This is a genomic window from Lutibacter sp. B1 (assembly GCF_012524075.1).
GTDB lineage: Bacteria > Bacteroidota > Bacteroidia > Flavobacteriales > Flavobacteriaceae > Lutibacter.
This window is the reverse complement of the sequence record NZ_JAAZUI010000013.1, coordinates 23,832-49,444: the sequence shown is the minus strand read 5'-3', so window position 1 is coordinate 49,444 and position 25,613 is coordinate 23,832. Positions and strand designations below refer to the sequence as shown.

Genomic DNA, 25,613 nt, shown 5'->3' with positions numbered 1-25,613 from the left:
TTGATTAAGTTTATTTTAACGAGAGTTTTATTTAAAAGTATCTGAAAATTAGATATGTTTTTGGTTGATTAAGAATCTGTCATTCCTACGAAAGCAGGAATCTACTCCTTCACATTTTAAAAGATTCCTGCCTTTACAAATGATAAAAATAATAAACTCCCTTGCGGTGTATAAGCTGTTTTAGTTAACAGTTAATTTATACTCCTACTGCACCTGTACCTGCAGCAATAGATTCAACAGTACCTTTTTGTCTTTTGAAGTTATAGCCTCTTATAGATTCTCCTTTAATTATTTTTCTAATAAATATTAGCCTTCTGTAATAGGTATTGTCAAAACGTAATGACAGTGTATAAATCATAATCATAATACTTGCAATTATTGAATAACCATACACTGTTTTAGTAGCTGTTAAAATAGCTTGTAGTCTTGACCTTCCATAAACAGCAAGTCCTCCACCCTTTGGAGATAATGTTACAGCATCCATATGAATGGCTATATTTTCTAATCCTTGTAATTGTAACTTATAATATATCCAAGAATAAAGTGCTCCGGCAAATGCTACACTTACCACAGACCGAACAAGAAGGGTCAATGCTACAGCTGCTAATGTTTCATTCATATCGAAACCATCTAGTGCATAATACCATATACTTATAAATAATATGGTCATCCCTAATCCTTTTAAAATTGAAGGTAAAATTAAATAGTTTATTTCAATTTGAGGACTTATTAAAAAATACATTATAACAAAATGTAACGTATAAAATAAGATACCTGAAAGAATCAAAAACTTGGTAGGTAAATTTTTTCTATACCAAAAAAAAGCATAGATCCCTCCTAAAATAATACCCGGTACCATTGCATAATTTAATAAATTATTTGTAGGTGAGTCATACCCTAAAATACCAATGGTAAATGTGCTTTGGATTGAGGTTGAAGCCAAAAACATTCCTAAACCCATTAAAAGTGTAAATCCTCGTATAAATTTTCTGCTTTTAAAAATACTTAAAGGTACAAAAGGGCGTTTCAGTTCCCTTTGTCTGATAATAAATAAGGTAGATATCACTATAAATCCTATTGTAGCCCATTGTATATTAGGTGATGTGTACCAAGCTTGTTGTTCGGCAAAAACTAACACATAACTAAGGAGTGAAAATGATATAACATAAAGTAAAATACTTAATCCATCAATATAATACAATGGTAGTTTTCTCGAAAAACGAAGATTATGCATAAAAATAACTGCCAATAAAGCCAAAGTTAATATAATGATTACCATTATAATATAAACCGATCTCCATTCTAAATTATAGGCTATTTTAGCAAATAAATAAGAGCTTAATTGTGCCGTTGAGATACTTAATGGATAAAATACAGAGTAAAAATTAGATCTATCACCATCTGGACTTAAAATAAATACCAACGGGAGAATTAATTCGATAAGAGCTAAAATCTTGAAAAATCCAATAAAGAAATTTGAAAAAATAAGTACATACGGATTTGCTGTAGTAATAATAACCATTGAAAATAATGCGATCATTAATAAACTGGTTATCATAAGCTCTTTACTTCTAAAACGCATTTTAACACGCAATATAAGAGGTAAAACTGCTCCCATACCAATAAATGTCGCATAATTAGCCAAGGATAAATATTCAGAATAAATACCTAAATCACTCATCATTACACTAAAATTTGCAGTATAAATACCACTAACCACTAACAGTGGTAATAAAAATATAACGATAAGCAACAGCATTACAGGCTTAGGTACCCAATCCTTGAATAATCCTTGGTTATACATAGTTAATCTATAACAATATTAACATTCATACCTACCCGTAAAAGTTCTAAATCTTCTTTAGTATTTTCTTCAGTAAAATCGATACGAACAGGAATTCTTTGTTGTACTTTAACAAAATTACCTGTAGAGTTATCTACCGGAATTGTAGAATATTTTGATCCTGTAGCTGCTGAAATGGCAGTTACAACACCTTTAAATTTTTTCCCGTCTAAGGCATCTACTTCTATTTCCATAGTTTTGCCTATAGCTATTTCTTCAAATTGCGTCTCTCTATAATTGGCAATTACCCATTTTTGTTGATCTTTTACAATGGTGGCAACTTGTTGACTAGGATTTAATAATTGACCTTCGTTTACAATTCTTCGTCCCATAACCCCATCATAAGGTGCTGTAATAATTGTATACGACAGATTTAATTTTGCCATTTCTAAAGCAGCTTCTGCTTGTTTTATAGCTGCTTCATTCATATCTATTCTACCTCCCATTTCTACAACAGAATAAGTAACAGATTTTCTTTGCCCCAATAAAGATTCGTACTGAGATTTTGCAGCATCGTACTGTGTTTTTACAGCATCATATTGTTGTTGCGTAACCGCCTCCTCTTGTAATAAATTTTTGTAACGATTTAAGTTTTTCTCTGCATTCCAAAGATTAGATTTAGCTCCTGCAATATTAGCGTCAATTACATTTTTATTATTAGATATGGTATTAATTGAGGAATGGGTAGTTTTTTTTGCTGCAATAGCATTTAAAAGAGCTGCTTCTGCTTGTGTTACATTTGTTTTAATTTCACTATCATCTAATATAATTAGCGTATCTCCTTTTTTAACCTTTTGATGTTCTTCAAAACGAATTTCATTAATATAAGCTGAAACACGAGTGTTAATAGGGTTTATATAGGCTTCAATTTGCGCGTCATTTGTATAATTTTTATCACCTATATGAAAATAGTATTTAATAACAAATATTAGAGCTGTAAGGGCTACTAAGAACACTAATAAATTGATATAAAACACTAATTTTTTATTATTCTTTTTTGTAGAATTATCAGTACTGTTATTTTCCTGATTTTCTGTATTATTTTCTGCCATTTATAGTTCTTTTAGTGATTATAATTCTCCTGTTGTTTTTAATAAATTATAGTAGGTATAAATAATATTAATTTCTGAGTTTATATATTGAAGTTCAGCGTCTAATTTTGAATTACTGGCATCCAACATATCAACAACCAATGCTAATTGATTTAAATATTTTTTTTCTATGATCCTATAGTTTTCTTCTGCTAAGCGTTTACTTTCTAGATATGTATTTCGTTGAGAAACAGCTTCATTGTATTTTAAATAAGCAGCTTTTACTGCTACTTCTAAATTTTGTTTTTCCATTTCTTCCAATTCTAAAATCTGATCTATTTTAAGCTGATCTAACTTAACTTTTTTAGGTGTTTTGTAAAGAGATTCTATATCATAGGATAAAGAAACTCCTACTTGCCAGCTGTTGCTGTACATATCAGTAATTGGGTTTGTACTTGTAATTGGGCGTTGCATATTATAACCTCCAAACCCTGCTAAAGTTGGCAGTTTTTCTGATTTTGTGATATCTAAACTTGTTTCGGCTAAATCTTTTTGCAGTTGAACTGATTTAATATCAGGATGATTCTTTAAGGCTTCTTCTTTATAAGATGCAAATTCTTGTAACGATATATTTAAGTTTAATGTAGCATCATCAGGGATAATTTGTGTGTTTTCCGGTAAACCCAAAGCTGTTGTTAATTGCTTATTTAAAATAGTAATATTGCTATTTATGGTTACAACCGCTTGGTTTAAAGATGCTAAAAGTAAATTGCCACGTATTACTTCATTACGTGTAACCATACCTTGATTATAAAAATTAGTAACATTTTCAATTCGTTTTTTTGCTAATTTTATATTTTCTAAGTACACTTGTTTTTGGTTGTATAGTTTATACAAATCCAAATAATTAGCTATCACTAAAAACTTTATGGAAAGTTCATCATTTTCAACATCTAAACCTGCTAATTGTTCTTGTAAAGAGCCAATTTCTATGGTATTATTTATTGCATTTCCTTTATAAATAACTTGTTGTGCCTGTACAGAAAATGTATTTCCAAAATGAGGCATATCAACAGTAGCCTGTTTGGAAAAGTCTTTGTCTAAAATAACAGCATCTCCAAGGTACATAGCAGTAGCATCAAAAGACACATTTGGTAACTGATTTTGCTTATATATTTCTGTTTGCTGTTGGGCAATATCAATAGATTTTCGGGATACTTTTAATGCTTGATTATTTTCTAAAGCTAATTTTGTAATCTCATTAATAGACAATTTTTGTTGTATTGTATCTTGTGAGAAACCTACAGAATATACAAGTACCATTGCTATTAAAAAACATCTTTTTACCTTCATTTATAAACATTTCTAAATTTAATGCAAGGTTATGCTAAATAGAATGCTTAAAAATGTCAAAAAAACTTAAAATGATGTAAAAATGTAAGATTATTTGTTTTTACTGCGGAATTTGGTAGGACTGAATTCTGTATTTTTTTTAAAAAATTTACTAAAACAGTATTGATCTTTAAAATTAAGTTCTAATGCTATTTGCGCGATTTGTTTTGTAGTTGTATTTAAAAGTGTTTTTGCTTCTGAAATTACAAATTGATGAATAACTTGATTTGCTGTTTTTTGGGTGACCTTTTTAACTGTTGCCGATAAGTGACGTGATGTGACTGAAAGCTTATCTGCATAAATGAAACTTTCCTGTTTTCTTTAAAATTCTCTGATAACAGTTTTAAAAAATTGAGTACCAGCTCTTGTTTTCTATTCATATCAATATCGCCAATTGAGCTGTTACTTTTATCCAAAGCTTCAATTACAGTATATAAAATAACAGTTATCAAACTTAATAAGATTGTCTTATTATACTTATTTTGATTTTTTTGCAGATTTGATTTTAAAAGATCAATTAACACCCAAAGTTCCTTAATTGTTGCTTTTGAAATGTTAAAATGATTTAAATAATTAGATGTTAAAAATTGGTATAAACTATATCTGTTAAAATCATAAGAAATTTGAGAAAATAAATCAACATTAATTGCTATGATGCTTATTTCAAGATCTTCACTCATTTCAATAAGTTCAAAAATACCTTTTGGAAATAAAAAAAGGACTTTATTTTCTGTTAAGGTTATTGTTTCAAACGTGTTCAAAAAAGTGATATACCCTTTCTTTATAACAAGTATTGATGTTAGTGAAGAATGATATGATTTACCAGTAACAATCTGATTAAGTAAACTTTCTTTATTATAAATTCTTATTTGTTGGTTAATTTTTTTTTGCATTCAATATTTTTTTGATAAACATTTGTATCTGATGCAATATACAAAATAAAGAAAGTAAACTTTTTTTCAATCTATTCAAACTACACTTCCCTCCTTTTGTTAGCTGTCAAAAAAAGTCTTTATTCACTAATCTGTTATTTTTCAAATAGGAGCTAACACTTAAAAATTTTGATTGTATTCTAATTTTATTAATCTTCAAAATATCTACTGGCAAACTCTATAAAATAAGGCCAGTTGGGATATGTAGTATGTCCTCCTTCATGTTGTCTGAATGCAATTTCTCCATCTGCTAAATTTGTTTCCTGTAGAGGAAATTCCGTAGTTCGTAACCCTTTTTTACCTAATAGTTCATAAACAGGACTTGCATAAACTCCACCTAGAAACATTCCTTTTGCATCTACCCAATGCCCTTCCACTTGTGAAGAACCGGCACTTATAAAAACTGGTCGTGGAGCACATAAAGCTATAAGCTCGTGAGCATCAACCGGTAAATCATTAACTTGCAGAGTACCGGCATATTTTATAAAATTTCCTGCAAACCAATGGTATTCTGCCGATGAGGCTAAATTCTCTACTTGTTCACCTAAATTTCGTCTTAATATTTTAGTACCTCCGGCACCTGAAGATCCTATAAAACCAACTGAAATTCTAGGTTCGTAAGCCATCGCTACAATAGCAGCTTTTCCATAACGTGAAAGCCCTTCTATCGCTATTTTTTTTGTGTCAATTTCGGGAGTAGTTTCAAAGTAATCAATTGCTTTACTTGCTCCCCAACTCCATGCTTTAAGCGTTCCCCAATCGTCAGGTTTTCTGCGTTTCCCTTTATTTATCAATCCTATAATACCTTGTGTAAGTCCGGCATCATTATCAGCTTGAAAACTTGCAGGAATTATAATAGCATATGCCCATCCTTTTTTTAGAAGTTGCTCTTTCCATGATGGTACGGAAGGTTGAGGCCAATTTTTGAATTTTGTCATATCCCAGCCAAATTCTATTACTAGAGGAACAGATTTTGAAACAGCAAGCGGTGTACCAACTGTCATTTGAATTGCTACTGAAATTTCCGGATACGATGAGTTATCTACAATACCTATTAACTCTTTTATTTTTACAGGTATTTCTCCTTCTAAAGTATCTTTTTCATTAATAATTTCCCAAGTTACATTTGGAATATTTTTAGGTGTACGGCCGTAAATTTCATTGTCAAAAAGCTCAAAAAGTTCCTTTTTTCTTTCTTCCCATTGATTGGAATTATTTACCGGTGTACCATTATTAAAAATAAGAGGATTTGGAAGCTCCTTATACTGTTTTGCTTTAGATTCATCAGTATTGGCTGCATTGGCATCGTTCGGATTTCCAGAAGGACCCGGTCTCAACTTTGTAATTCCTAACTGATACATTATTTGCTGATGATCTTCTTTGTTGAGTTTTTCAATGCTGTCTCTTTCTGCTTGTGAATATTGAGCAAAACTCAACCAGCTTACTAAAAGTAATACCAAATTTAGAAGTGTTGTTTTTTTCATTGAATGCTAATAAGAAAAATAAGTAAGTAAAGATATTTATTCATGAGGGTTATGTATTCTTTGCATAAAATTACGCAAACTTGAATCAATTATAAAGTACAAAATTAAATTTTATCAAAAAGTATAGTTGAATAATTAAAATCATGTACCTTCTAATAATAAATGATTTATTCCAAACTATTTTAAATTGTACTAAAGTAATTACTTTATATTTTTAACAAAATAGCTAAATTTAGCATCTATTTTAAACCTATTTAAAGAAATGTATGAAAAAAATAATGCACTTTCTAACAAAATTATTTCCTACTAAAAGTAATGGTGAAAATCATTCGGCTGTAAAAATGTTTTATAATATAAGTTCTGTCAAAGATTTTTTTAAGAATCTGAACTTTAATACAAAACAAAAGTGGCCGGTTGTTTCAGGAAATTATAAAGTGGTAAATGCAACACATCCAATTGCGGTTTGTACTTTAACTTCAACTAATTTAATTCAACCTATTTCTCAATGGGAAAACATTGCTATTGTAGGCAATTTGTATACGCCTAATTTAGGAATCGAAAAAATTATTAAGAATATAGTTTCTAATCCTAATATAAGAGTTTTAGTACTTTGCGGTAAAGATTCTCCTATTTTTAAGGCAGGACAAGCTATTCAATGTTTATTTAAACACGGAATAACTTCTGAAAAAAGAATTAGAAATGCACAAGGACATTTTCCGGTTTTACAAAATCTTTCAATTGAAAAAATAGATCAATTTTTAAAACAAGTAGAATTGATTGATAATAGAGAAAATATAGAAGTAGATTTGTTGCATAAAAAAATTAGTAAAATTGATTTAAAAAATAATATTGAAGTAAAAAATGTTTTATTAAAATCAGAACAAACTGATATGGAAGAAGAAACTTTTATTGAGCTTAAACCCGGAGGAAAACGCATTCCGTTAGATTACGACGAGAAAGGTTTTTTTGTAATTACTACAGATTTAGACAGAAAGGAAATAACAGTAAAGCATTATTTTAAAGACAATCGTCCAGGTTATATAATCAAAGGGAATTCACCTGAATCAATATTACTTGCAATTCTTGAGAAAAAATTAGTTTCTCAAATGAGTCATGCCGGTTATTTAGGAGCCGAATTGAATAAAGCTAAAATTGCAATGAAATTTAATTTAGAGTATATTCAAGATCAACCACTAAAAAAAAAACATAATTAAAAGATTCTTTTAATAAAGCATGTTTTTTTAGAAAAGGTTAAAATAATTTCATTAAATTTAGTACAAATATTGTTATTAACAATTTAACATGAAATTAGCCCGATTTTATTTTTTACTTTCATACTCTTTAGTTCTTTTTTCTTGTAGTGATAACGATTCTTCACCTACAATAGAAGAACCGGATCCAATAATTGAAACTCCAAATTTATTATTGCAACTTTCAGGAAATCAAATAGTTGATGCTTCAAAAAATTCTGTGTATTTACAAGGAGTTGCTTTTGGAAATGAAATATGGTCTAATTCATTAGTTCCTCCGGAAACGCATCATAGTGAAATAGATTACCAACGTGTGAAAAATATGGGAATGAACGCTATTCGGTTTTATATGAATTACAGAACTTTTGAAGATGATACGAATCCATATAACTATAAACAATCCGGATGGGATTGGTTAGATAAAAATATAACTTGGGCTAAAAATAAAGGAATTTATCTTATTTTGAATATGCATGCTCCGCAAGGCGGCTATCAATCTCAAGGAACCGGTGATGCGTTATGGGATGATGTTGAAAATCAAAATCGTTTAGCAGCACTTTGGAAAGCAATTGCTGAACGTTATAAAGATGAAGTCCAAATAGCAGGATTTGGCCCTGTAAATGAGCCTGTACCTACTTCGTCTATAAGTCAATGGACAGAATTGGCTCAAAAGCTTATTGATGAAATAAGATCTGTTGATAAAAATCATTTACTATTTATAGAAAAAGCAATTTATGTTAAAGGAAGCAATACTTTAGATAGTAATTTGAATTTTCCAAATGTGCACGGTGAGAATTTGATATATGAATTTCATGGATATGATCCTCTCTCCTACACACATCAATTATTAGATTTTGCAAATTTAGGTGATGGTGGTAAATATCCTGATGAAAATATAATTGAAGTTGTAAATGTTCAATGGTATACGGCAACTTTTAACAATCCTTCTTTAGCAAGTGGAACAAACAATTGGAATTATTTTGAAGGAGAATTGTATAAAATTACTGATGAAAACATAAAAATAGCCAGACCTGCGTTGGTTGGTGGAAATGTTGGTGGAAAAGTTTATTTTGATGATATTGTTGTAAATGAGTATGATGAAAACGGTAATTTTACTAGGACCGTACTGGAAATGAACTTAAACAGTAAGGATAGCTGGAATTATTGGAGTAACAATAATACTGGAGAAAGCGGTTTGGCTACTAATGAAGGTCACAATGATACTATGAGTCTTTTTATACAAAACGCAACTGATGATTGTAATATGACTAACTCAAAAGTAAGTTTTGTACCTACTCCAAATTTTTACTATCAAATTAATGGTTGGATGAAAGGCGAAAATGCAGCCAATGATTCTTACTGTAAATTAAGATTAGACTTTTATACAACTGATAGTCCTATTTTAAAAAGAAATAAAGAATACTTAGAATCTGTTATTGGGAAATTTACAGACTGGGCTCAAACAAAAAATGCTGTTTTATATATGGGAGAATTTGGTGCAGGTTATCCTTGTTTTCAAGATAATAAAGGTGGACTTCAATTTGTTGAAGATATGGTAACTATTGCCAAAAAAAACAATATACACTTTACATATCACTCCTATCATGAAGATAGTTTTGGACTTTATAGAGGTTATGGAACTTTACCGGATCCTTCAAATGCAAATCAACCTTTAATTGATTTATTTACTAAACTACTGAAGTAATTATAGTAATTAGAATGTCTTAGATTTTTAAAATGAAATTATTAAAGTATTTATAAAATAACTATATTTTTTTAACTCTAACTGCATTCATTCCTTTTAAACCTTTTTCTAGCTCAAAAGAAACTTTATCATTTTCTGCAATCTTATCAATTAAACCGCTAACATGCGTAAAATACTTCTGTTCAGTGTCATTTTCAATAATAAAACCAAAACCTTTTGAAGAATCAAAAAATGAAACTTTACCTTTTTTAACAGGATCTATTTCTTCATAATCAGCATCAGACTTTTTAGGTATCCCAATTTCTATACTTTCAGCATCAACAACAACTTTCATGGAAGGATCTGGAGGAGTATCTGTTAAATTCCCATTGTGATCTACATAAACAAATTCATTGTCTTTAACACCAGAAGCTTTACGTGCTTCCTTTTTCTTAAGTTTTTCTTCGCGTTTTTTTAATCGTTGTTTTTCTTTTTCAGACTTATTATAAGTTTGCTGAGATTTTGCCATTCGTTTTATTTAATTATAATTTTTATACTATTGTTCAAGAAAATAATGAAAATACTAAACTAATTTTAAAGGAATATAAAATAAATAGTTATCCTAAATTTTAGTTTTGTTGATTGTAAATACTAATTAACACTAAGCTCTTTAAATATGGGCAAATATAAGACTTTATTTTAATAAAAAAAGATGTTTTATGTATGTTTTAAACTTATACAATCCCAACATAAATTAAAAGAAACAGTAATGTACTCATCAACTTTATCTTCATTTTGAAACAAATACTCTATCGTTCCAAATAATAAATCATTAAAAGTTTTTAAGAGATAATCTAAAGGTAATTGTTTAAAAACTTTCTCTTGGATGCCTCTTTCCCACCAATGCACAAGTTCTTTCCATGTATCATCTTCTGCCATTAAATTATCACAATAATAAGGTGAATTTTTGAACTGTAATAAATATTGAACTTCTTTTTTATGATTCATCGCCCATAAAATCATGTTTTTCCATTTTGTTTTTAAAACGTCATATATGGGATTATTAAGTGAATTACCTTCTAAAGTTTGTAAAATAAATTGCGTTTTAATTAATTTATAGGATGAAATTATAATATCTTCTTTAGTATTGAAATGATAAAACATTGTTCCAGTAGCAACTTCTGCAGTTTTTGAAATTTCGGCTGTAGAAACTCTATCAAACCCTTTTTCAACAAAAAGATCTATTGCTGTAGTTAGTATTTGGGTTTTCTTATCTATCATTCATTATTAATAATTACAAAAATAGAAATATTTAATAATTGATATTTTAAATAATTGAATAATATAAAAACTGCCTTTTAAAAGGCAGTTTTTATATGTAGTAATTTATAATTGTCTATCACCACCTGTGTATTCAAACATCCAACCAGGATATTCGGGTGCTAATTGACTTAATTCATCTAATTTGGCTAATTCTTCATTCGTAAAACTAACACTAGGAGCTTTTAAATTATCGGCTAATTGTTTAGAGTTTTTAGCTCCAACAATTACTGTGCTTACCACAGGCTGTTGAAGTAACCAAGCTATAGAAAGTTGTGCAACAGTGACTTTTTTTGCTTCAGCCATAGGTTTTAAAGCATCAATTATATCAAAAGCTTTATCTCTGTTTACAGGTGGGAAATCAAAACTAGCTCTTCTTCCACTATCACCTTCTTTAGGTTCTCTTTCGTATTTTCCACTTAATAATCCTCCAGCTAAAGGACTCCAAACCATCAAACCAACTTTTTGATCTTTCAATAAAGGAACTATTTCTCGTTCTAAATCCCTTCCTGCTATTGTGTAGTAAGCTTGTAACGAAACAAAGCGCTCTAAACGATTGTAATAAGAATAATCCAAAGCTTTCATTAATTGCCAAGCTGCTACATTACTTGCTCCAATATAGCGTACTTTACCACTGCGTACCATATCGTCTAAAGCTCGTAACGTTTCTTCAATTGGAGTTAAAGGATCTGTAGAATGAATCTGATAAAGGTCTATATAATCAGTATTAAGTCTTCTTAAACTTTCATCTAGTTGATGCATCAAATGCTTACGACTTAATCCTTTTTGATTTGGACCTTCTCCCATGGTACCTCTAGCCTTTGTTGCTAAAACTACGGAGTCTCTATCTATTCCTAAATTTCGTAAAGATTTACCTGTAATTTGTTCCGACAAACCTTCAGAATATACATTTGCAGTATCAATAAAGTTAACTCCGGCATCTAATGCCTGTTTTACTAAACTGTCTGCATCATTCTGACCTAAATCTCCAACAACTTTAAAAAAGCCTTTTCCTCCAAATGTCATTGTTCCAAAGCATATCTCTGAAACCAATAATCCTGTGTTTCCTAATAAATTGTATTTCATAATTTAAATAATTTAAGTTAAACTGACTAATCAGTCTGTAAATATACTACAAAATTATATATGAAAAGTTAAGGAAATACTAATTTTTTATTTAATTAATTTTAAAGCTCTATTAATGTTTACAACAGAAGCTAAATTAGTTCCTTCACTCATAGTAGTAGCTACGCCACAAGCAACGCCCCATTTAAGTACTTCTTTTGGAGATAAATTATTTTGTAAGGCATAAATTAAACCGGCAACCATACTATCTCCTGCTCCAATTGTACTATTGACTTTAACAGATGGTGTTGTTTGAAAAATGACACCATCTTTAGAGGCCATAAAAGCACCACGAGCACCTAAAGATACAACAACATATTCTGCCTGTTTTGAATTTACAAGTTGTAAAGCAAAAGCTTCCTGTTCAGGATTGGTTAAAAAATCTTTTCCTGCAAGCTGAGCCAATTCTTTTTGGTTAGGTTTTATTAAAAATACCTTTTCTTTTATAGCTTCAGCTAATGGTTTACCTGAGGTGTCTAAAATAATTTTGGCTCCTACATTAGAAATCAATTTAATTAATTGTGCATAAAAATCAGTTGGCATTGATTCAGGCAAACTACCACTTAAAACTAAAATATCATCCTTTTTTACTGTTTGCAAAAGCGTATTTTTAATTACATCCATTTCTAATTGAAAAATTTCATTAGAAGGCATTCCAAATCGGTATTGCAAACCCGTTTGAGTATCAACTACCGAAAAATTTTCTCTTGTTGGAGTTTTTACAACTATTTTAGTTGGTTTTACCTCTTCTTTTATAAGCAACTCTTCAAAAAAAGTTCCGGTATCTCCTCCCAAAATCACCATACAAACAGTATTTATTTGTAACCTTTTTAATAAGCGAGAAATGTTAACACCTCCTCCACCGGGTTGATTAATAATTGAGTGACATCTCAATTTTTGTTCTGGAACTAAACCATTTATTTTTGCACTTTTATCTAAAGCCGGGTTTAGTGTTAATGTTATAATATTCACGTTGTAATTTTTTTAAATAAAAAGAATTAAAAGTGAATAAATGTAGTAATTTAACTTTTATAAGAAGTGCTATTCAAATATTTTTTTACTGCACCAAGTTTACTGTTAACTTGTAATTTTTTTAATTGTTAAACTAAACAAATATGTCAACTAAAGTTACTTAAAACCTAAAATAGGTTATTATTTTATAAAATATAATGATGAAATACCTTCTCCTCTATGGTTTTTAATTTCTTTAACCAATCTATACTTTCTTTTTTCTAACATTTTTAATTGTGTAAAGTTAGTACTCCAAGTCCTAATGGTTATAAAGTTTGAAGTTAATGCTGGTGGTAGGTTTTGTTCCATAAAATTATATAATTCAGTTCCAATACCCAATCCTCTGTAATTTGGGTCACACAAATGGTTGAAATATAATTTGAGGGTGAAAACTTTAATAAATATTGGTTACTGTAACCATTGATAAATGATAAAAAACCAATAACTTTATTATCAGTATCCTTTACTAAAATAAAATTTTGATCAATAATACTTTCAAAATACTGTTTTGGAAGTTCAGCATTGTTATCTTCTTCAAATAAGATATCAGAAGTGCTAAATCTGCTGCTTAAAGGAGGAACAAAATCATTATTACAAGCACATAAAATTTTCCAAACAGCCTTTGATTCGTCTTTGTCTAAGTTATTTTTTAAAGAATACTTCATTAATTCTCTTTTTTCTGATGTTTAAAAAACAGTTGAGAAACCGGTATTAACATTAATCCGGCAACCATAAATAAAATGAAGGAAACTCTAAGGTTAAATAAATGAGCAATATAACCAACAATTGGAGGACCTAATAACATACCTATAGTACTATATGTTGAAATGATTGAAATTGCCATACCTGCGGAATATTTTTTTGATGTTCCTGCTAAAGAAAAAGTCATAGGAAATATTGCTGCAACACCTAAACCAACAAAGCTAAAACCAATAATAGAAGTCCAAAAATATGGAAAAATGATAACTATTGATATGCCAAATGCAACCGTAATAGCACTTAAAATATACATTTTTTCAATTCCAATATTGTCAATTATTTTATCAGAAAAAAAGCGTGAAAATGCCATAAAAATCATAAAGATCAAATAACCTAACGTAAATATTTCTTCATGTACTACTTCTCTAAAATATACTCCACTCCAATCAAACATACCGCCTTCACAAATAGCTGCAAAAAACACCAACAATCCTAAATATAAAATAAATTTATCAGGTTTTCCAATTTGTAATTTATTTCCATGAGGAGATCTGTCGTTACTCAATAAAAACCTATACGCTAAAATGGCTAAAAGAAATGAAAATATAGCTACATATAATAAATGTTTTGTCATAGGAATCTGAAATTTCACCATTAAAGTAGAAAAACCTACGCCAGCAATACCTCCAATACTCCATAAGCCGTGAAATGAACCGTTTATTTTTTTTCCATAATTCTTTTGTAAAGCAATTGCTTGTGTATTCATTGAGATATTTAGAATTCTCATACAAAATGAAAAGATACTTACAGCTATTATCAATGCATAAATATTAGTTGTTTGTCCAATTAACATTAAAGCAATAGTGAAGAAAATGAACGAAACTAAAAGCGGAGATCTACTATGAAATTTTGAAACTAACCAACCCGAAATAGGTAAACCTATCAACGAACTTATAGGCATTGCTAAAAGTAAATTACCTAATTGTGCCTCATTAAAGTTGAAAGCTGTTTTAATTGTTGGAATGCGTGATGCCCACGTTGAAAAACAAAATCCGGTAAGAAAAAAATAAATACTTAATGCTATGCGTTGTTTTACTTTAACTTCCATTACTTTGCTTTATTAAAAACAGCAAATATCAGTTGTTATTTTTAATTGTAAAAGCTTATTTATTATTAAATTTATTACTTATTTTTTTCTTAGTATTAAAAAAAGCAGACACTTATGTCTGCTCTAATAATTTACAATACTTTTTCAATGTTATTTATAAACTTTTTTCAGATATTCTTGTAGTGAAACAGGTTTTCTGCCGAGTAAGTTCTCAAATATGTTAGCTGTTTGATCTAATTCAGTTTGAGCTTGAGCAAGTGAAAAACCAATTGTCATTCCAATAATTTCATTTGGAACACCTGCATCAGTGAGTGTTTTTCTATATTCTTCAACAGAAGGAGAAATATAATTAATTGTTTTACCTGTTATTTCTGAAATCATTACAGCAATATCATTATATGAATACGCTTCATTGGCAGTTATATCATATTCCTTGTTTTTATGCCCGGTGGTTGTTAAAATGTTTGCTGCAACTTCAGCTATGTCATCTCTCAAAACAAAGGCTACTTTACCATCAGCCGCCGGTTGATAAATAGTTCCTGTTTCCAAAACGTTTCCTATAAACATAGGAATAATGTCCATATAAAGATTATTTTTCATAATGGTATAGTTAATTCCTGAGTTTTTTAATAAATCTTCAGTCTTTAAGTGTGCTTCGGCAACTGTAACTATTGGAGATGTTTCAGTCTCATTTTTACGTTGAAAACTTGTATAAATAATATGCTTCACTTTAGCTTCTTTAGCTGCCTTTACAATATTTTCGTGTTGTGCCACTCGTTTTGGTATTTCACTTCCCGAAACAAAAAATAATTTATCAATTTCTTTAAATGCTTCAACCAGAGACGGATAATCGTCATAATTTCCAATTTTTAAGTTTATTCCTTTTTCAACTAAATTTTCTGCTTTTTTTGTATCTCTTACTAAAGCGTAAATGTTTTTTGCTTCTACACCCTTATTTAAAAGATACTTTATAGTTGAACTTCCTAATAAACCTGTTGCACCTGTAATCAGTATTTTTTCCATTTATTATTTATTTTTATAATTAGTTATTACAGTAACTAAAAGTTTTTTAGTTACTTTTGGTAAGTAAAGGTAAGCAGTTACATATTACTAAACAAGAACGTACCTAATAGTCAGATACTTACCTTTATGTTAGTATTACAGTAAATCAATAGATTAAAAAATGATTGAGTTAAAAAAATTTTCCATAGAAGAAAATTGTCCCGTAAGAAATGTACTAGATAGATTAGGCGATAAATGGTCTATCCTAATTATTTTGATTTTAGGCGATACCGATAAAATGAGATTTTCTGAGCTTCATAGAACTATTGGCAGTATATCTCAAAAAATGCTATCAGTTACTTTAAAAACTCTTGAGGCTGATGGTTTAGTAAACAGAACCGTTTATCCTGAGGTACCTCCTCGTGTTGAATATAATATTACAGAACGCGGTGAAAGTCTTTTACCTCATATCAAAAATTTAACCGAATGGGCTTTAGAAAACATGCCTGGTATTGAAAAGTCTAGAGCAATATTTAAAACTTAATTAATTAGTTAGTATATAGTAATTTAACTCTAGATATTTCACTTATTCCTTTAAATTCAATTTTTATAAATTTTAAAGATTTTTGTTGGTTGTACCTATATATTTTAGGAATTAAATAACCGTAATTAGTTTCAGAATTTATAAATGATTCAGGTGTTAATTTTAAAGTTTCCCATTGTATTCCGTCTACAGAACCTAGAATAGTTAAAAAAGGAGTTTCATTTTTTTCAAAAGTATAAATACTGAATTCTTTAAAAATTCCAGGGATATTATATATAATTTCAGAACCTTTTTCTCCTTTTATTCTATTAATTAGTTCTTTATAATTTCTATCATTGCCTGTTTCTAACTTGATATTTTTACTGCTGTACAATGTACCTATGTTTTTCATATCATCAATAAGTGCTAATTCCGTTACTTTAACAGGACCAACTATATTCGACGCTTCAGAAACACCTGCTGAATTTATTGCTTTAACACGGTAATAATAATTTTTTCCTATTTGAGCAGTTTTATCATGATATAAAGGAAAATAAGGAACATTGTCAGGAATATTATAACCAATTAGTTTCCAAGCACCTTCTTTTGAATTTGTTCTTTCAATTGTATATCCTGAAGCTCCCATTGATCCTTTCCAACTTATTGAATATACATTTTCAATAGGTAAAAGTTCAGGTTGTTTAGGAATGCTAATGTTAGGAACTTCTTTATTTTGTATTTCAAAAGCTTTTTCCCTCATCATTTTCATTAAATTAACTTCATCATAAGCTATTCCTGTTTCAAATCCCGGCCAATGATATGCTTTATAAACACCCGCTCCCATTGGTTCGGAGTGCCAATAAAATCCGCCTTCACTTCTATGATGTCTTAAACTCCAAATTAAAGCACCGCATATGCCATCAGTTTTTATAATAGTATCCAACACATTTTTTAAAGCTTCAGTACTCGAAAAACCAAATTCACCAACTAAATATGGCTTTCGACCTTTTATTACATCAACATTTCTTTGAATATTTTTAGGAATATCAAAAGGGTTTGTTTCATAATGATGAGATGAAACCAAATCAATTGAAGGTTCTAAAATAGCTTCTTCCAATACAGGGCTGTTGTCAATGGCGTAGTAACCGTCTAAAACTAAGTGATTGGTATCTAAACTTTTAATATATCTGGTAATGGTTTTAGTCCACTCAAACGGACTGGTTAATTCGTTTCCTGTTTCCCAGCACATAATAGCTTTATCATCTTTGTATGCTGTTCCTGTTACTGTATTTACTCTGTTAATTGTAAACTCAATTGTTTTTTTAAAATCATTAATTAATTGAGAATCGGTCCAAAAATCATCAGCAGTTTTACCTCTAAATTCAGCATAATTAGGTCTTCCGCCCATCCATTGCCAATTGTTTAATAATGAAAAGATAATTCTAATATTGTATTCGTTTGCCAAAGCAAGCATGGTATCGGTAACTTTAAATGCTTCTTCATTGAATTGCCCCGGATTTTCAACATACGTTGGAGCCTCTTTTGGAAAGTTTTTATTTCTAACAGGTATTGTATAAATTCTAATTACCTGACCTCCCATTTCTTTCACAGTTTCAAAAACATCTCTCATTTCAAATTCATCAGGTAATTTATATGGATTTGTTTGCGTGAAACTCATTTCATCTTCCTGATAATTAAGTGTTGGAACGTTAAAAGAGATAAACCTGAACTCTTTATCTTCGTCCATAAGTTTATTTCCTGAAACAGTTATAAAATTATCTATTTTTTGAGCATAACTAATAGGTTGGAAACATATAATAATACATATTCCTAAAATTAAATTTTTCATAAAGCTTAAATGTTTATCAAATTTAAATAATAATAAACTTTTAAAAGAGAGAAAATTAAATAATATAAACTTTTTTCAGTATTTATGAATTTACCCGAAATATTAATAAAAAAGGGTCCACTTACCAAAAATAATTTCATTATTTAATTTGGTTTGTTTAGATTGTAAATTATCTGCTAAAGGTCTATTTTTTCGCGTAATAAGAACAATATCTTTTTTTAAAAGAGAATCTAACTGTGTTATTCCTTCGGGAGTTTTAACATCAATTAAATAATTTTTCCAACCATCATTTTCTTCAAACCTTACATCTCTTTTAACGGTATTGTGACCATTACTGATAGTGTATATGTTTTCGTTTGAATAAAATGAAGCTGAAGGCAATAAATAATCATAAATAACTACTTTTCTATCTTTTAAAGATGCATTATTTTCAATAAAATTCAGTATAGGTTTAACCGAATTGATCTTGATTTCATTAGAATTGAAAAATAGTGTTGATCCTAATAATAAAACGATTCCAAATAAATATCCGGAATAGACTACTTTAGATAACATCGTGTCTTTTCTTTTATAGATGAATAGAAACAGTAGTAACAAAGCTAATGTGAGTGCCGATAGAATTTTATAATTAATTGAAAATGAATGATCTATTGTTGGTAATAAAAAAAACGTTACTATCAATAATACCGTTAGTATTATTAAAAAGATACTGTATTTTTTTAATCTTTCATTTTTATATTCAGATAAAATTTTTGAAGATAAAATAGCAATATAACTTGAAATAGGTAAAACATATAAAATAAGTTTTGTTTTAAATAACGAAAAAATTAAAAATATTGCAATTATGTTGAATGCCAGTAGCTTTTTTGTTTTATTCTTTTCAAGAGTAGTTTTTATATTGGTAAATATACCTTGTACTGAAGGAATTAACCAAGGTAAAATTGCTAATGGCAATACTAATAAATAATACCAAATAGGTTTTGCTCTGTGATACGAATTAGTTGTTATTCTTTTTAATATTTGTTCATCTAAAAAGTAATTAAATAATAAAGGATCTTCTTTCAATAAAAGAGCTAACCAAAAAAATGACATTCCAATAAAAATAAAGAAACCTGTGATTACATGAAAATCTATTTTATAGTTAAATTTAAAAATACGTTTATAAATTAGTATAAAAATTACTGAAAATAAAATTCCAACCGGTCCTTTAATATTCATTATCAATCCTAAACAAATAAAAAACAGGTATATAAAATATTTTTTATGATTATTTTGTTGAAATTTCAGCCAAAAAAAGATACTTGAAAGAATACATGTATTTAAATAAGCATCTGTTGTTAAATTTCTAACAGAAATTAAAACTAAAGGCAACGAAAAATAGATTATAGAAGTATTAAGTGCTATATTTTTATCTTTGAAAAGAATTAAAGAGATATGATAAACCAATAATAACTGAATTATTAAAGCTATTTGTAAAAAGAAACGAGCTCCAAATTCATTTACACCAAAAATAGCATAACCTAGCGCAGTTATATGGTACGTTAGCAAAGGTTTGTGAAAATGATGAATACCCAATAGTTTTGGATGCACATAATCCTTTGAAATGTACATTTCTTTTGAAATTTGACCATATCTGGCTTCACTTGTTTCTGTTAACCCCCAGCTTCCTAGTTTTAAGCAAGAAATAAAAAAAGTAATAAGTAGTAATAAAGTAAGTTTTGTATTGGCGCTTTTGCCTATCCATTTTATCATTGTAACTGGTAATTGTTTTGCAAAAAAACGTATTACTGTAAAGTAGATTGTTTTAGGTTAGTCCAACATAATCATTTTGTACAACTTTAGCTGTTTTTAACAAGTGTTTGTTTAAATTCAGTAGGTGTTACTCCTTTAATTTTCTTGAAAGTAGCATTAAAAGAAGATTTAGAATTAAAACCAACTTCATTTGCAATACCAAAAAGGGTATAATGAGCATATTGGTCTTTTTGAAGATATTTAATAAATTCATTTACTCTGTAATTATTTACAAAATCTTGAAAACTAATATTCATATGTAAATTTAACACCTCAGAAATATATTGTCTGGGAATATTTAATTTTTCTGAAACAGTTACAATAGAAAGTTTAGGGTCTAAAAAAAGCTTATCTTCTTCCATTAACTGAATTAAATCTCCTTCATATTTTTTGATAAGCTCCGGTTTTAAACCGGAAGTTTTATACTTGTTTAAAGTGGGTTTAGGCAAAAACTCTATAGGTTTAGTTATTAAATTATAAATAACAAAATAGAATAAAAAAGCAATTATAAGTAACAAATATTTATTAAAATCTTCATTATTTGACATTCTCATTTTAGCAATACCAAAAAAAGCCAAAGAATCTACTACATACATGTAGCTTTTTATTAAGCCAATAGGAATAACGAAGTAAAGAACCCATTTCATTCCTTTAGTATTTATAACGTCATACACTATATATATCACATACATCAAAAATGTTATTGCAATTAACAATTCAACAATTTCAATAAATACAGTTTCTTTCTTTAAAATAATTTCTGTTGCTTCAATACTAAAAAAGATAATGTTGGGTATAAAAAACAAATAATCTTTTTTAGAAAATTTATCGCTCCCGGATTTAAAATATTTAAGGAATAAAAGTAAAAAAGTTACAAATAATGAACTGTCAAACAAAAACCAATCAGCACCTTTTTTAAAAATATTGCTGCCGTCATCACCTATTAAATATAAAAGAACAGAAGCTATGCTTCCAAAAAATAACCAAAAGGTGGTTGATTTATATTTCTTTTTATTTTTAAGTAGTACTAAAATTAAAAAAAGACCTTGTAGTATAGCTATTATCTGAATTGTTCTTAACATTTACTCTGTATAATTAACATATACAAATTAAATGAATTTTTTAAAATTAATATACTATTGAATATTTTATTGTAAAAATATTATTCTTTAAAAAGCATTCCGGAGCCTGAAATATTTTCGTTAGAATCCCAAGAAGGATACCAAAAATGTTCTGTTCTTTTTTCTCCATTATCATCAAAGTCATAATACCCAACACCAAGTCGTAAGTCAGACCAAGAATTCATTTGCATTTTATTTAAATATTCTATTGGAAATGCTATTTCTAAAGTTACCCCATTTTTTGATTTTTTTATGGCAGATTTAACGCCTTTTGGTAAAAATTCTTCACCGTATAAAGCGTTTTCATCTTTAAATGAACGAAAATATAATAACCAATCTTTACCGCGACTTTCACCTACATTTACAGCGCTAATATGCTTTGGGCGAGCATCAAGACCTACAATTAAAGCATCTTGTTGCCACGGTGAAATGCCTTCATTTATATAGAGTTCATCATCCTGAATATTTAATGCTAAGTATAAATTTGTTTCATCATAAGTGGTAGAAAATTTAACGGAACAATCGTTAGGTCCTTTATAATCAAAAGGAATTCCTTTAAAATTATCTATTGTTATCCAATTATTTCCCCATTCATTTAAATTACCATCCAAAACTATATCCTTTTTTATTTTTTTAACCATTAGTTTAGGAAATGGCATAAAATTAATGGTATTTTTAAGTACAAGATCCGTTCTTCCTTCATAATCGTACTTTACTTCGGCTTCAATATGTATAGGTGCCATTTTTGTAAGATCAATTCCTTCTTTATTAATTAAGGAAAGTGTAAGTTTTGATACATCATTAGGTTCAACAATAATTTCTGATGTATCTAACTTATAAAAAACTGATGGATGTGTATATGTATGTATTTTAACTGACATTTTATAATCAGTAGTATTTGTAATTCTTAATGAAGTGCTAAGTTGTTCTGTCTTTTTGTTTTCAATATATACCGGTTCTATTTGTACAGGGAAAGGTCGGTTTCTAACTAAATCAACAATTTCCTTTGTTACAATATTTTCATCCCAAATACCATTAAGTAATAAATTTGTAAGTATAGGTCCTTTCTCAGTCATGGTAACCCATACTACATGATCAAATTCACCATAAGCAGTACCTCTTAATTTACTACCTCCTCCGGTTGTAGCCAAAGCAATATATTTACCGTTATTTCGCTCTGTTTTCCAATAACGATGATAATGACCGGCAAATACATTATGATTTCTGTCTTCTAAAAGTTTTTCAACCTCTAACCAACGTTTGGTGTCTTCTTGCACCCACAAAGGTTGATGTAAAAAAACAAGAGTCCATTTTACATTTTTGTTATCTTCTAAAGCTTTTTTTATATATTCATACTGCTCATCATCAATAGTACCTTTTCCTGCTCCTCTATAATTATCTTCAGAATTTAAGCATAAAAATAAAACATCCTTATACACAAAATGGTAATATGTTACACCAAAAAGTTCTTGCCATTTTTTTTCCATAACTTTATTGGTAATGTCATGGTTTCCGGGAACATAGAAAAAAGGAGTTTGCAAACTATCAATAAAACTATTGAATTCTGTCCATTCAGAATCTAACCTTTTAACATCGGTGGTGTAACCTTCAATTAAGTCACCAACACTCATTACAAATTCCGGCTGCAACAAATTTAATTTTCTAATAGCATCCATAAAAATACCGGGTCTATGCCCTCCTGTTCTATCAGTTACTATTGCAAATTGAAATTGACTGGGAGAATCATTCCAATCTAAAGTATTCCAAGGCTTTTGTTGAGACGGAATATCAATAAATATTGTTTGTTCATTTTGCCCTAAGAAATATTGATGAATGAATAAGGATAGTAATAAAGTTAAGTATAAAGGTTTCATAAGAAATGATTTTTGACTAAAATTAAAGAAAAAAATCATTTTTAGAGCAATCCTAATTTTAACAAATCAATAATTTTTAGTTGTAAAACAATTAATAATCAAGGTATTCAAGGCTTAATTTTCTTTTTTAAAGACACTACCTAAACCATCATGTTTATTATCCGAGATATGCAATTCAGCATTACTTATAAAAGTAACGATACCTGTAACAACAATATTTTGGTTTTCATAATTATCGGATAAATGAATAAATGTCTTCATTTCACCATCATAAATTGATTTTTTTTGTGATAAGCTATAAGTTCCCTCTAAAACAATGTTGGTGTTTTCAGTAATTGAAAAAATGTAATTTTTAGATAATGTTAACTTAATGTTTTTATCAATTGTTAAAGGTGTTTTATGGATTTGAGATGCTATACCACCATTTGTAGATACCCATTTCCATTTACCCACTAAATTATTATTAATTAATGTTTTAGTATTATTAGCGCTACTGCAACATATTAAAGAGGCTGCAATTACCATTATGTAGATAAAATTCATTTTAACCATAATATATTTATGTTAGAAATATATTAAAACTTATTTTCCGCTATACCAAACGCCTTTATGCCAGTAATGCTTATGCAATCTTTTCAGTAAATCACCAGAAAGATTTTCTAAATCGGAAATTGCCGTATTTAACAAAGCCTGTTTTTTATTTCTGATTCCCGGTATAACTGTGCTAACTGCCGGGTGAGCCAATGGAAATTTAAGTGCCAATTGTGGCATAGTTAAATTAGATTCTTTTATTTCTGCTTCAATTTTTTCAACTCTGGCTACTGCTCTTGCTAAACGATCACCTTCAAAATACTTATTTCTAAAATCGTCTTCTTCAAATTTACTGTCTGCCGTATATTTACCTGTAAGCACACCTTCATCAAAAGCAACTCTAACAATAACGCCAACATTACATTCTTTTGCAACAGGCAATAATTCTGCAGCAGGCTCTTGTTCAAAAATATTATAAATTACCTGAACAACATCTAAATACCCTTTTCTCATTAAATCAATTACACTATTTTGATCTTGCTCCGGAGTTGAAATTCCTATTGCCTTTATTTTTCCTTCTTTTTTTAATTGCTGAAGGATTTCCAGTGCGGTTGGATTACTATTCCAAGCTCTGGTCCAAGTATGCAGTTGAAGAACATCAATACAATCGGTATTAAGGTTTGATAATCTTTCTTCAATATTTTTTCTGATATACCATTCAGGATATCTGTCTTCTATTTTACAATACGGACTTGGAGGCCAAGCACCTTCTATGGGAGGCATTTTTGTGGCAACAGTAATTTCTTCTTTTCTGGTTTTTAAAATTTCGGCAATAATTTTTTCACTTTTCCCTTCTCCATACCCTTGTGCTGTATCAATAAAGTTTACACCATTATCAATTGCTGTATGTAAAGCTTCAATCGATTCATTTTTATCTTGATGTCCCCAGCTACCGCCTATTGCCCATCCTCCAAAACCTATTTCCGAAACTTTGATTCCTGTTTTTCCTAAAATTCTGTACTTCATTGGTAATTTTATAGTTTTTCTACTTCTTTAGCAATAAAATCAAATTCTTCTTTAGACAGTTTAATATCAGCAGCTCCTGCATTTTGTACAGATTGCTTTGCATTTCTGGCACCTGCTAAAGCAATTGTAATCCCCGGCTTATCAATGGTCCATCTTAAAACCAACTGTGCCAAAGTAGCTCCTTTATCATCAGCAATAGGTTTAATTTTAGCTAAAAATAAATTTGTTTTAGCAATAAACTCATCTGTAAAAAATGGATGTGACGCTCTGTGATCACCTTCTGAAAATTTGTATCCCGGTTTCATTTTTCCGCTCAATAAACCTCTTTCTATTGGGCTATATGCCAAAATTGCTTTATTTGTTTGTATTGAGTAAGGTACTACATCCTTATCAATACCTTTATTAACCATACTGTATGGTACTTGATTTGAGATCACATTTACATACTTTTCGGCTTCTTTGAACTGCTCAGCTGTATAATTACAAACTCCGGCGTAGCGTACTTTTCCTTCTTTTATAAGTTGAGTAACCGCTTCCATTGATTCTTGAATTGGTGTTGTAGGATCAGCCCAATGTATTTGATACAAATCGATATAATCGGTTTTTAACCTACGTAAACTGTCTTCACATTCCTTTATAATGCTTTCTTTTGACGAATATCGGTGTAAATCAATATCATTTCCACTATTATCTTTGCTGCTAAAAAAATATTCTCCTTTTTTAGTATCCCATTTTAAACCGTATTTTGTAAGAATTTGAACTTTATCTCTTGAAATGTCTTTAATAGCTTCGGCAACAATTTCTTCACTTTTTCCCATTCCGTAAACCGGTGCAGTATCAATTGATGTTACTCCTTTATCATAAGCTTCGAGTATGGCTTTAACAGATTCTGATTGCTCGGTTCCGCCCCACATCCAACCTCCTGCTGCCCATGCTCCAAAAGTAATTACTGAAAGTTCTAAATCGGTGTTAGCTATTTTTCTATATTCCATAATAAATGATTTTAATGTTAAAAAA

The 25,613-nt window shown here is 29.2% G+C and carries 24 protein-coding genes; 3 read left to right on the top strand and 21 right to left on the bottom strand.

Annotated features, from left to right (window positions below; translation table 11 throughout):
* Window positions 1–196: 196 nt before the first annotated feature.
* From HGB55_RS09090 to HGB55_RS09065, 6 genes are all read right to left on the bottom strand, one after another.
* Window positions 197–1,804, bottom strand: a complete 1,608-nt coding sequence (locus HGB55_RS09090) for an MFS transporter (RefSeq protein WP_168816580.1) — start codon at window positions 1,802–1,804, stop codon at window positions 197–199.
* Between the two features lie 2 nt (window positions 1,805–1,806).
* Window positions 1,807–2,895 carry an HlyD family secretion protein gene (locus tag HGB55_RS09085; RefSeq protein ID WP_168816579.1) on the bottom strand — a complete coding sequence of 363 codons (1,089 nt, stop codon included), beginning with the start codon at window positions 2,893–2,895 and terminating at the stop codon, window positions 1,807–1,809.
* A gap of 18 nt (window positions 2,896–2,913) precedes the next feature.
* Window positions 2,914–4,227: a TolC family protein gene (locus HGB55_RS09080; RefSeq protein ID WP_168816578.1), complete on the bottom strand. Its 1,314-nt coding sequence runs from the start codon at window positions 4,225–4,227 to the stop codon at window positions 2,914–2,916.
* A 90-nt stretch (window positions 4,228–4,317) separates the two neighbouring features.
* Window positions 4,318–4,569: a helix-turn-helix domain-containing protein gene (locus HGB55_RS15660; protein WP_168816626.1), complete on the bottom strand. Its 252-nt coding sequence runs from the start codon at window positions 4,567–4,569 to the stop codon at window positions 4,318–4,320.
* A complete protein-coding gene (locus tag HGB55_RS09070; protein WP_168816577.1) occupies window positions 4,470–5,159 on the bottom strand; it encodes a hypothetical protein in 690 nt (229 codons plus the stop codon). The genes HGB55_RS15660 and HGB55_RS09070 overlap by 100 nt, the downstream gene beginning before the upstream one ends.
* A gap of 188 nt (window positions 5,160–5,347) precedes the next feature.
* Window positions 5,348–6,682 carry an acetylxylan esterase gene (locus HGB55_RS09065; protein ID WP_168816576.1) on the bottom strand — a complete coding sequence of 445 codons (1,335 nt, stop codon included), beginning with the start codon at window positions 6,680–6,682 and terminating at the stop codon, window positions 5,348–5,350.
* A gap of 266 nt (window positions 6,683–6,948) precedes the next feature.
* Between HGB55_RS09065 and HGB55_RS09060 the strand changes: the two genes are divergently transcribed.
* The gene (locus HGB55_RS09060) at window positions 6,949–7,896 is read left to right on the top strand and encodes a hypothetical protein (RefSeq protein WP_168816575.1); all 948 of its coding nucleotides are present in this window, start codon (window positions 6,949–6,951) and stop codon (window positions 7,894–7,896) included.
* An 88-nt stretch (window positions 7,897–7,984) separates the two neighbouring features.
* Window positions 7,985–9,637: a glycoside hydrolase family 5 protein gene (locus tag HGB55_RS09055; RefSeq protein WP_168816574.1), complete on the top strand. Its 1,653-nt coding sequence runs from the start codon at window positions 7,985–7,987 to the stop codon at window positions 9,635–9,637.
* A gap of 61 nt (window positions 9,638–9,698) precedes the next feature.
* On the opposite strand, the gene HGB55_RS09050 is transcribed toward HGB55_RS09055, so the two are convergent.
* The 8 genes from HGB55_RS09050 to HGB55_RS09015 all read right to left on the bottom strand — a co-directional run bounded on the left by HGB55_RS09050 (window position 9,699) and on the right by HGB55_RS09015 (window position 15,902).
* Entirely contained in the window at window positions 9,699–10,145 is a 447-nt protein-coding gene (locus tag HGB55_RS09050) for a cold-shock protein (RefSeq protein WP_168816573.1), read from the bottom strand.
* A 188-nt stretch (window positions 10,146–10,333) separates the two neighbouring features.
* Window positions 10,334–10,897: a TetR/AcrR family transcriptional regulator gene (locus HGB55_RS09045; RefSeq protein ID WP_168816572.1), complete on the bottom strand. Its 564-nt coding sequence runs from the start codon at window positions 10,895–10,897 to the stop codon at window positions 10,334–10,336.
* 105 nt (window positions 10,898–11,002) lie between these two features.
* Window positions 11,003–12,022, bottom strand: a complete 1,020-nt coding sequence (locus HGB55_RS09040; protein WP_168816571.1) for an aldo/keto reductase — start codon at window positions 12,020–12,022, stop codon at window positions 11,003–11,005.
* 87 nt (window positions 12,023–12,109) lie between these two features.
* On the bottom strand, window positions 12,110–13,033 hold the full coding sequence (locus tag HGB55_RS09035) for a 1-phosphofructokinase family hexose kinase (protein WP_168816570.1): 924 nt from the start codon (window positions 13,031–13,033) through the stop codon (window positions 12,110–12,112).
* A 180-nt stretch (window positions 13,034–13,213) separates the two neighbouring features.
* Window positions 13,214–13,381 carry a hypothetical protein gene (locus HGB55_RS09030; protein WP_168816569.1) on the bottom strand — a complete coding sequence of 56 codons (168 nt, stop codon included), beginning with the start codon at window positions 13,379–13,381 and terminating at the stop codon, window positions 13,214–13,216.
* Complete coding sequence (locus tag HGB55_RS09025; RefSeq protein ID WP_168816568.1) at window positions 13,354–13,737, bottom strand: hypothetical protein; 384 nt, start codon at window positions 13,735–13,737, stop codon at window positions 13,354–13,356. The genes HGB55_RS09030 and HGB55_RS09025 overlap by 28 nt, the downstream gene beginning before the upstream one ends.
* Entirely contained in the window at window positions 13,737–14,879 is a 1,143-nt protein-coding gene (locus tag HGB55_RS09020) for an MFS transporter (protein ID WP_168816567.1), read from the bottom strand. The genes HGB55_RS09025 and HGB55_RS09020 overlap by 1 nt, the downstream gene beginning before the upstream one ends.
* Window positions 14,880–15,029: 150 nt before the next feature.
* A complete protein-coding gene (locus HGB55_RS09015) occupies window positions 15,030–15,902 on the bottom strand; it encodes an SDR family oxidoreductase (protein WP_168816566.1) in 873 nt (290 codons plus the stop codon).
* A 160-nt stretch (window positions 15,903–16,062) separates the two neighbouring features.
* On the opposite strand from HGB55_RS09015, the gene HGB55_RS09010 reads away from it, so the two are divergent.
* Window positions 16,063–16,425 (top strand): helix-turn-helix domain-containing protein, encoded by a 363-nt coding sequence (locus HGB55_RS09010; RefSeq protein WP_168816565.1) that lies wholly within the window; start codon window positions 16,063–16,065, stop codon window positions 16,423–16,425.
* 4 nt (window positions 16,426–16,429) lie between these two features.
* Here HGB55_RS09010 and HGB55_RS09005 read toward each other — a convergent pair whose 3' ends face one another.
* The 7 genes from HGB55_RS09005 to HGB55_RS08975 all read right to left on the bottom strand — a co-directional run bounded on the left by HGB55_RS09005 (window position 16,430) and on the right by HGB55_RS08975 (window position 25,588).
* Window positions 16,430–18,253 carry a cellulase family glycosylhydrolase gene (locus HGB55_RS09005; RefSeq protein ID WP_168816564.1) on the bottom strand — a complete coding sequence of 608 codons (1,824 nt, stop codon included), beginning with the start codon at window positions 18,251–18,253 and terminating at the stop codon, window positions 16,430–16,432.
* A 102-nt stretch (window positions 18,254–18,355) separates the two neighbouring features.
* Window positions 18,356–20,005 carry a glycosyltransferase family 39 protein gene (locus tag HGB55_RS09000; protein WP_168816563.1) on the bottom strand — a complete coding sequence of 550 codons (1,650 nt, stop codon included), beginning with the start codon at window positions 20,003–20,005 and terminating at the stop codon, window positions 18,356–18,358.
* 86 nt (window positions 20,006–20,091) lie between these two features.
* Window positions 20,092–21,126, bottom strand: a complete 1,035-nt coding sequence (locus tag HGB55_RS08995) for an AraC family transcriptional regulator (RefSeq protein WP_168816562.1) — start codon at window positions 21,124–21,126, stop codon at window positions 20,092–20,094.
* Window positions 21,127–21,206: 80 nt separating this feature from the next.
* The gene (locus tag HGB55_RS08990; RefSeq protein WP_168816561.1) at window positions 21,207–23,039 is read right to left on the bottom strand and encodes a sugar-binding protein; all 1,833 of its coding nucleotides are present in this window, start codon (window positions 23,037–23,039) and stop codon (window positions 21,207–21,209) included.
* 114 nt (window positions 23,040–23,153) lie between these two features.
* On the bottom strand, window positions 23,154–23,582 hold the full coding sequence (locus HGB55_RS08985) for a hypothetical protein (protein WP_168816560.1): 429 nt from the start codon (window positions 23,580–23,582) through the stop codon (window positions 23,154–23,156).
* Between the two features lie 39 nt (window positions 23,583–23,621).
* Window positions 23,622–24,596, bottom strand: coding sequence for an aldo/keto reductase (locus HGB55_RS08980; protein ID WP_168816559.1), 975 nt, complete (start codon window positions 24,594–24,596; stop codon window positions 23,622–23,624).
* Between the two features lie 8 nt (window positions 24,597–24,604).
* Window positions 24,605–25,588, bottom strand: a complete 984-nt coding sequence (locus tag HGB55_RS08975) for an aldo/keto reductase (RefSeq protein ID WP_168816558.1) — start codon at window positions 25,586–25,588, stop codon at window positions 24,605–24,607.
* Window positions 25,589–25,613 lie beyond the last annotated feature (25 nt).

Bases quoted from the DNA above. Each gene is read 5' to 3' on its own strand.
- HGB55_RS09090 (WP_168816580.1), bottom strand. From the start codon at position 1,804: ATGTATAACCAAGGATTATTCAAGGATTGGGTACCTAAGCCTGTAATG.
- HGB55_RS09085 (WP_168816579.1), bottom strand. From the start codon at position 2,895: ATGGCAGAAAATAATACAGAAAATCAGGAAAATAACAGTACTGATAAT.
- HGB55_RS09080 (WP_168816578.1), bottom strand. From the start codon at position 4,227: ATGAAGGTAAAAAGATGTTTTTTAATAGCAATGGTACTTGTATATTCT.
- HGB55_RS09070 (WP_168816577.1), bottom strand. From the start codon at position 5,159: ATGCAAAAAAAAATTAACCAACAAATAAGAATTTATAATAAAGAAAGT.
- HGB55_RS09065 (WP_168816576.1), bottom strand. From the start codon at position 6,682: ATGAAAAAAACAACACTTCTAAATTTGGTATTACTTTTAGTAAGCTGG.
- HGB55_RS09060 (WP_168816575.1), top strand. From the start codon at position 6,949: ATGAAAAAAATAATGCACTTTCTAACAAAATTATTTCCTACTAAAAGT.
- HGB55_RS09055 (WP_168816574.1), top strand. From the start codon at position 7,985: ATGAAATTAGCCCGATTTTATTTTTTACTTTCATACTCTTTAGTTCTT.
- HGB55_RS09050 (WP_168816573.1), bottom strand. From the start codon at position 10,145: ATGGCAAAATCTCAGCAAACTTATAATAAGTCTGAAAAAGAAAAACAA.
- HGB55_RS09045 (WP_168816572.1), bottom strand. From the start codon at position 10,897: ATGATAGATAAGAAAACCCAAATACTAACTACAGCAATAGATCTTTTT.
- HGB55_RS09040 (WP_168816571.1), bottom strand. From the start codon at position 12,022: ATGAAATACAATTTATTAGGAAACACAGGATTATTGGTTTCAGAGATA.
- HGB55_RS09030 (WP_168816569.1), bottom strand. From the start codon at position 13,381: ATGGAACAAAACCTACCACCAGCATTAACTTCAAACTTTATAACCATT.
- HGB55_RS09025 (WP_168816568.1), bottom strand. From the start codon at position 13,737: ATGAAGTATTCTTTAAAAAATAACTTAGACAAAGACGAATCAAAGGCT.
- HGB55_RS09020 (WP_168816567.1), bottom strand. From the start codon at position 14,879: ATGGAAGTTAAAGTAAAACAACGCATAGCATTAAGTATTTATTTTTTT.
- HGB55_RS09015 (WP_168816566.1), bottom strand. From the start codon at position 15,902: ATGGAAAAAATACTGATTACAGGTGCAACAGGTTTATTAGGAAGTTCA.
- HGB55_RS09010 (WP_168816565.1), top strand. From the start codon at position 16,063: ATGATTGAGTTAAAAAAATTTTCCATAGAAGAAAATTGTCCCGTAAGA.
- HGB55_RS09005 (WP_168816564.1), bottom strand. From the start codon at position 18,253: ATGAAAAATTTAATTTTAGGAATATGTATTATTATATGTTTCCAACCT.
- HGB55_RS09000 (WP_168816563.1), bottom strand. From the start codon at position 20,005: ATGATAAAATGGATAGGCAAAAGCGCCAATACAAAACTTACTTTATTA.
- HGB55_RS08995 (WP_168816562.1), bottom strand. From the start codon at position 21,126: ATGTTAAGAACAATTCAGATAATAGCTATACTACAAGGTCTTTTTTTA.
- HGB55_RS08990 (WP_168816561.1), bottom strand. From the start codon at position 23,039: ATGAAACCTTTATACTTAACTTTATTACTATCCTTATTCATTCATCAA.
- HGB55_RS08985 (WP_168816560.1), bottom strand. From the start codon at position 23,582: ATGAATTTTATCTACATAATGGTAATTGCAGCCTCTTTAATATGTTGC.
- HGB55_RS08980 (WP_168816559.1), bottom strand. From the start codon at position 24,596: ATGAAGTACAGAATTTTAGGAAAAACAGGAATCAAAGTTTCGGAAATA.
- HGB55_RS08975 (WP_168816558.1), bottom strand. From the start codon at position 25,588: ATGGAATATAGAAAAATAGCTAACACCGATTTAGAACTTTCAGTAATT.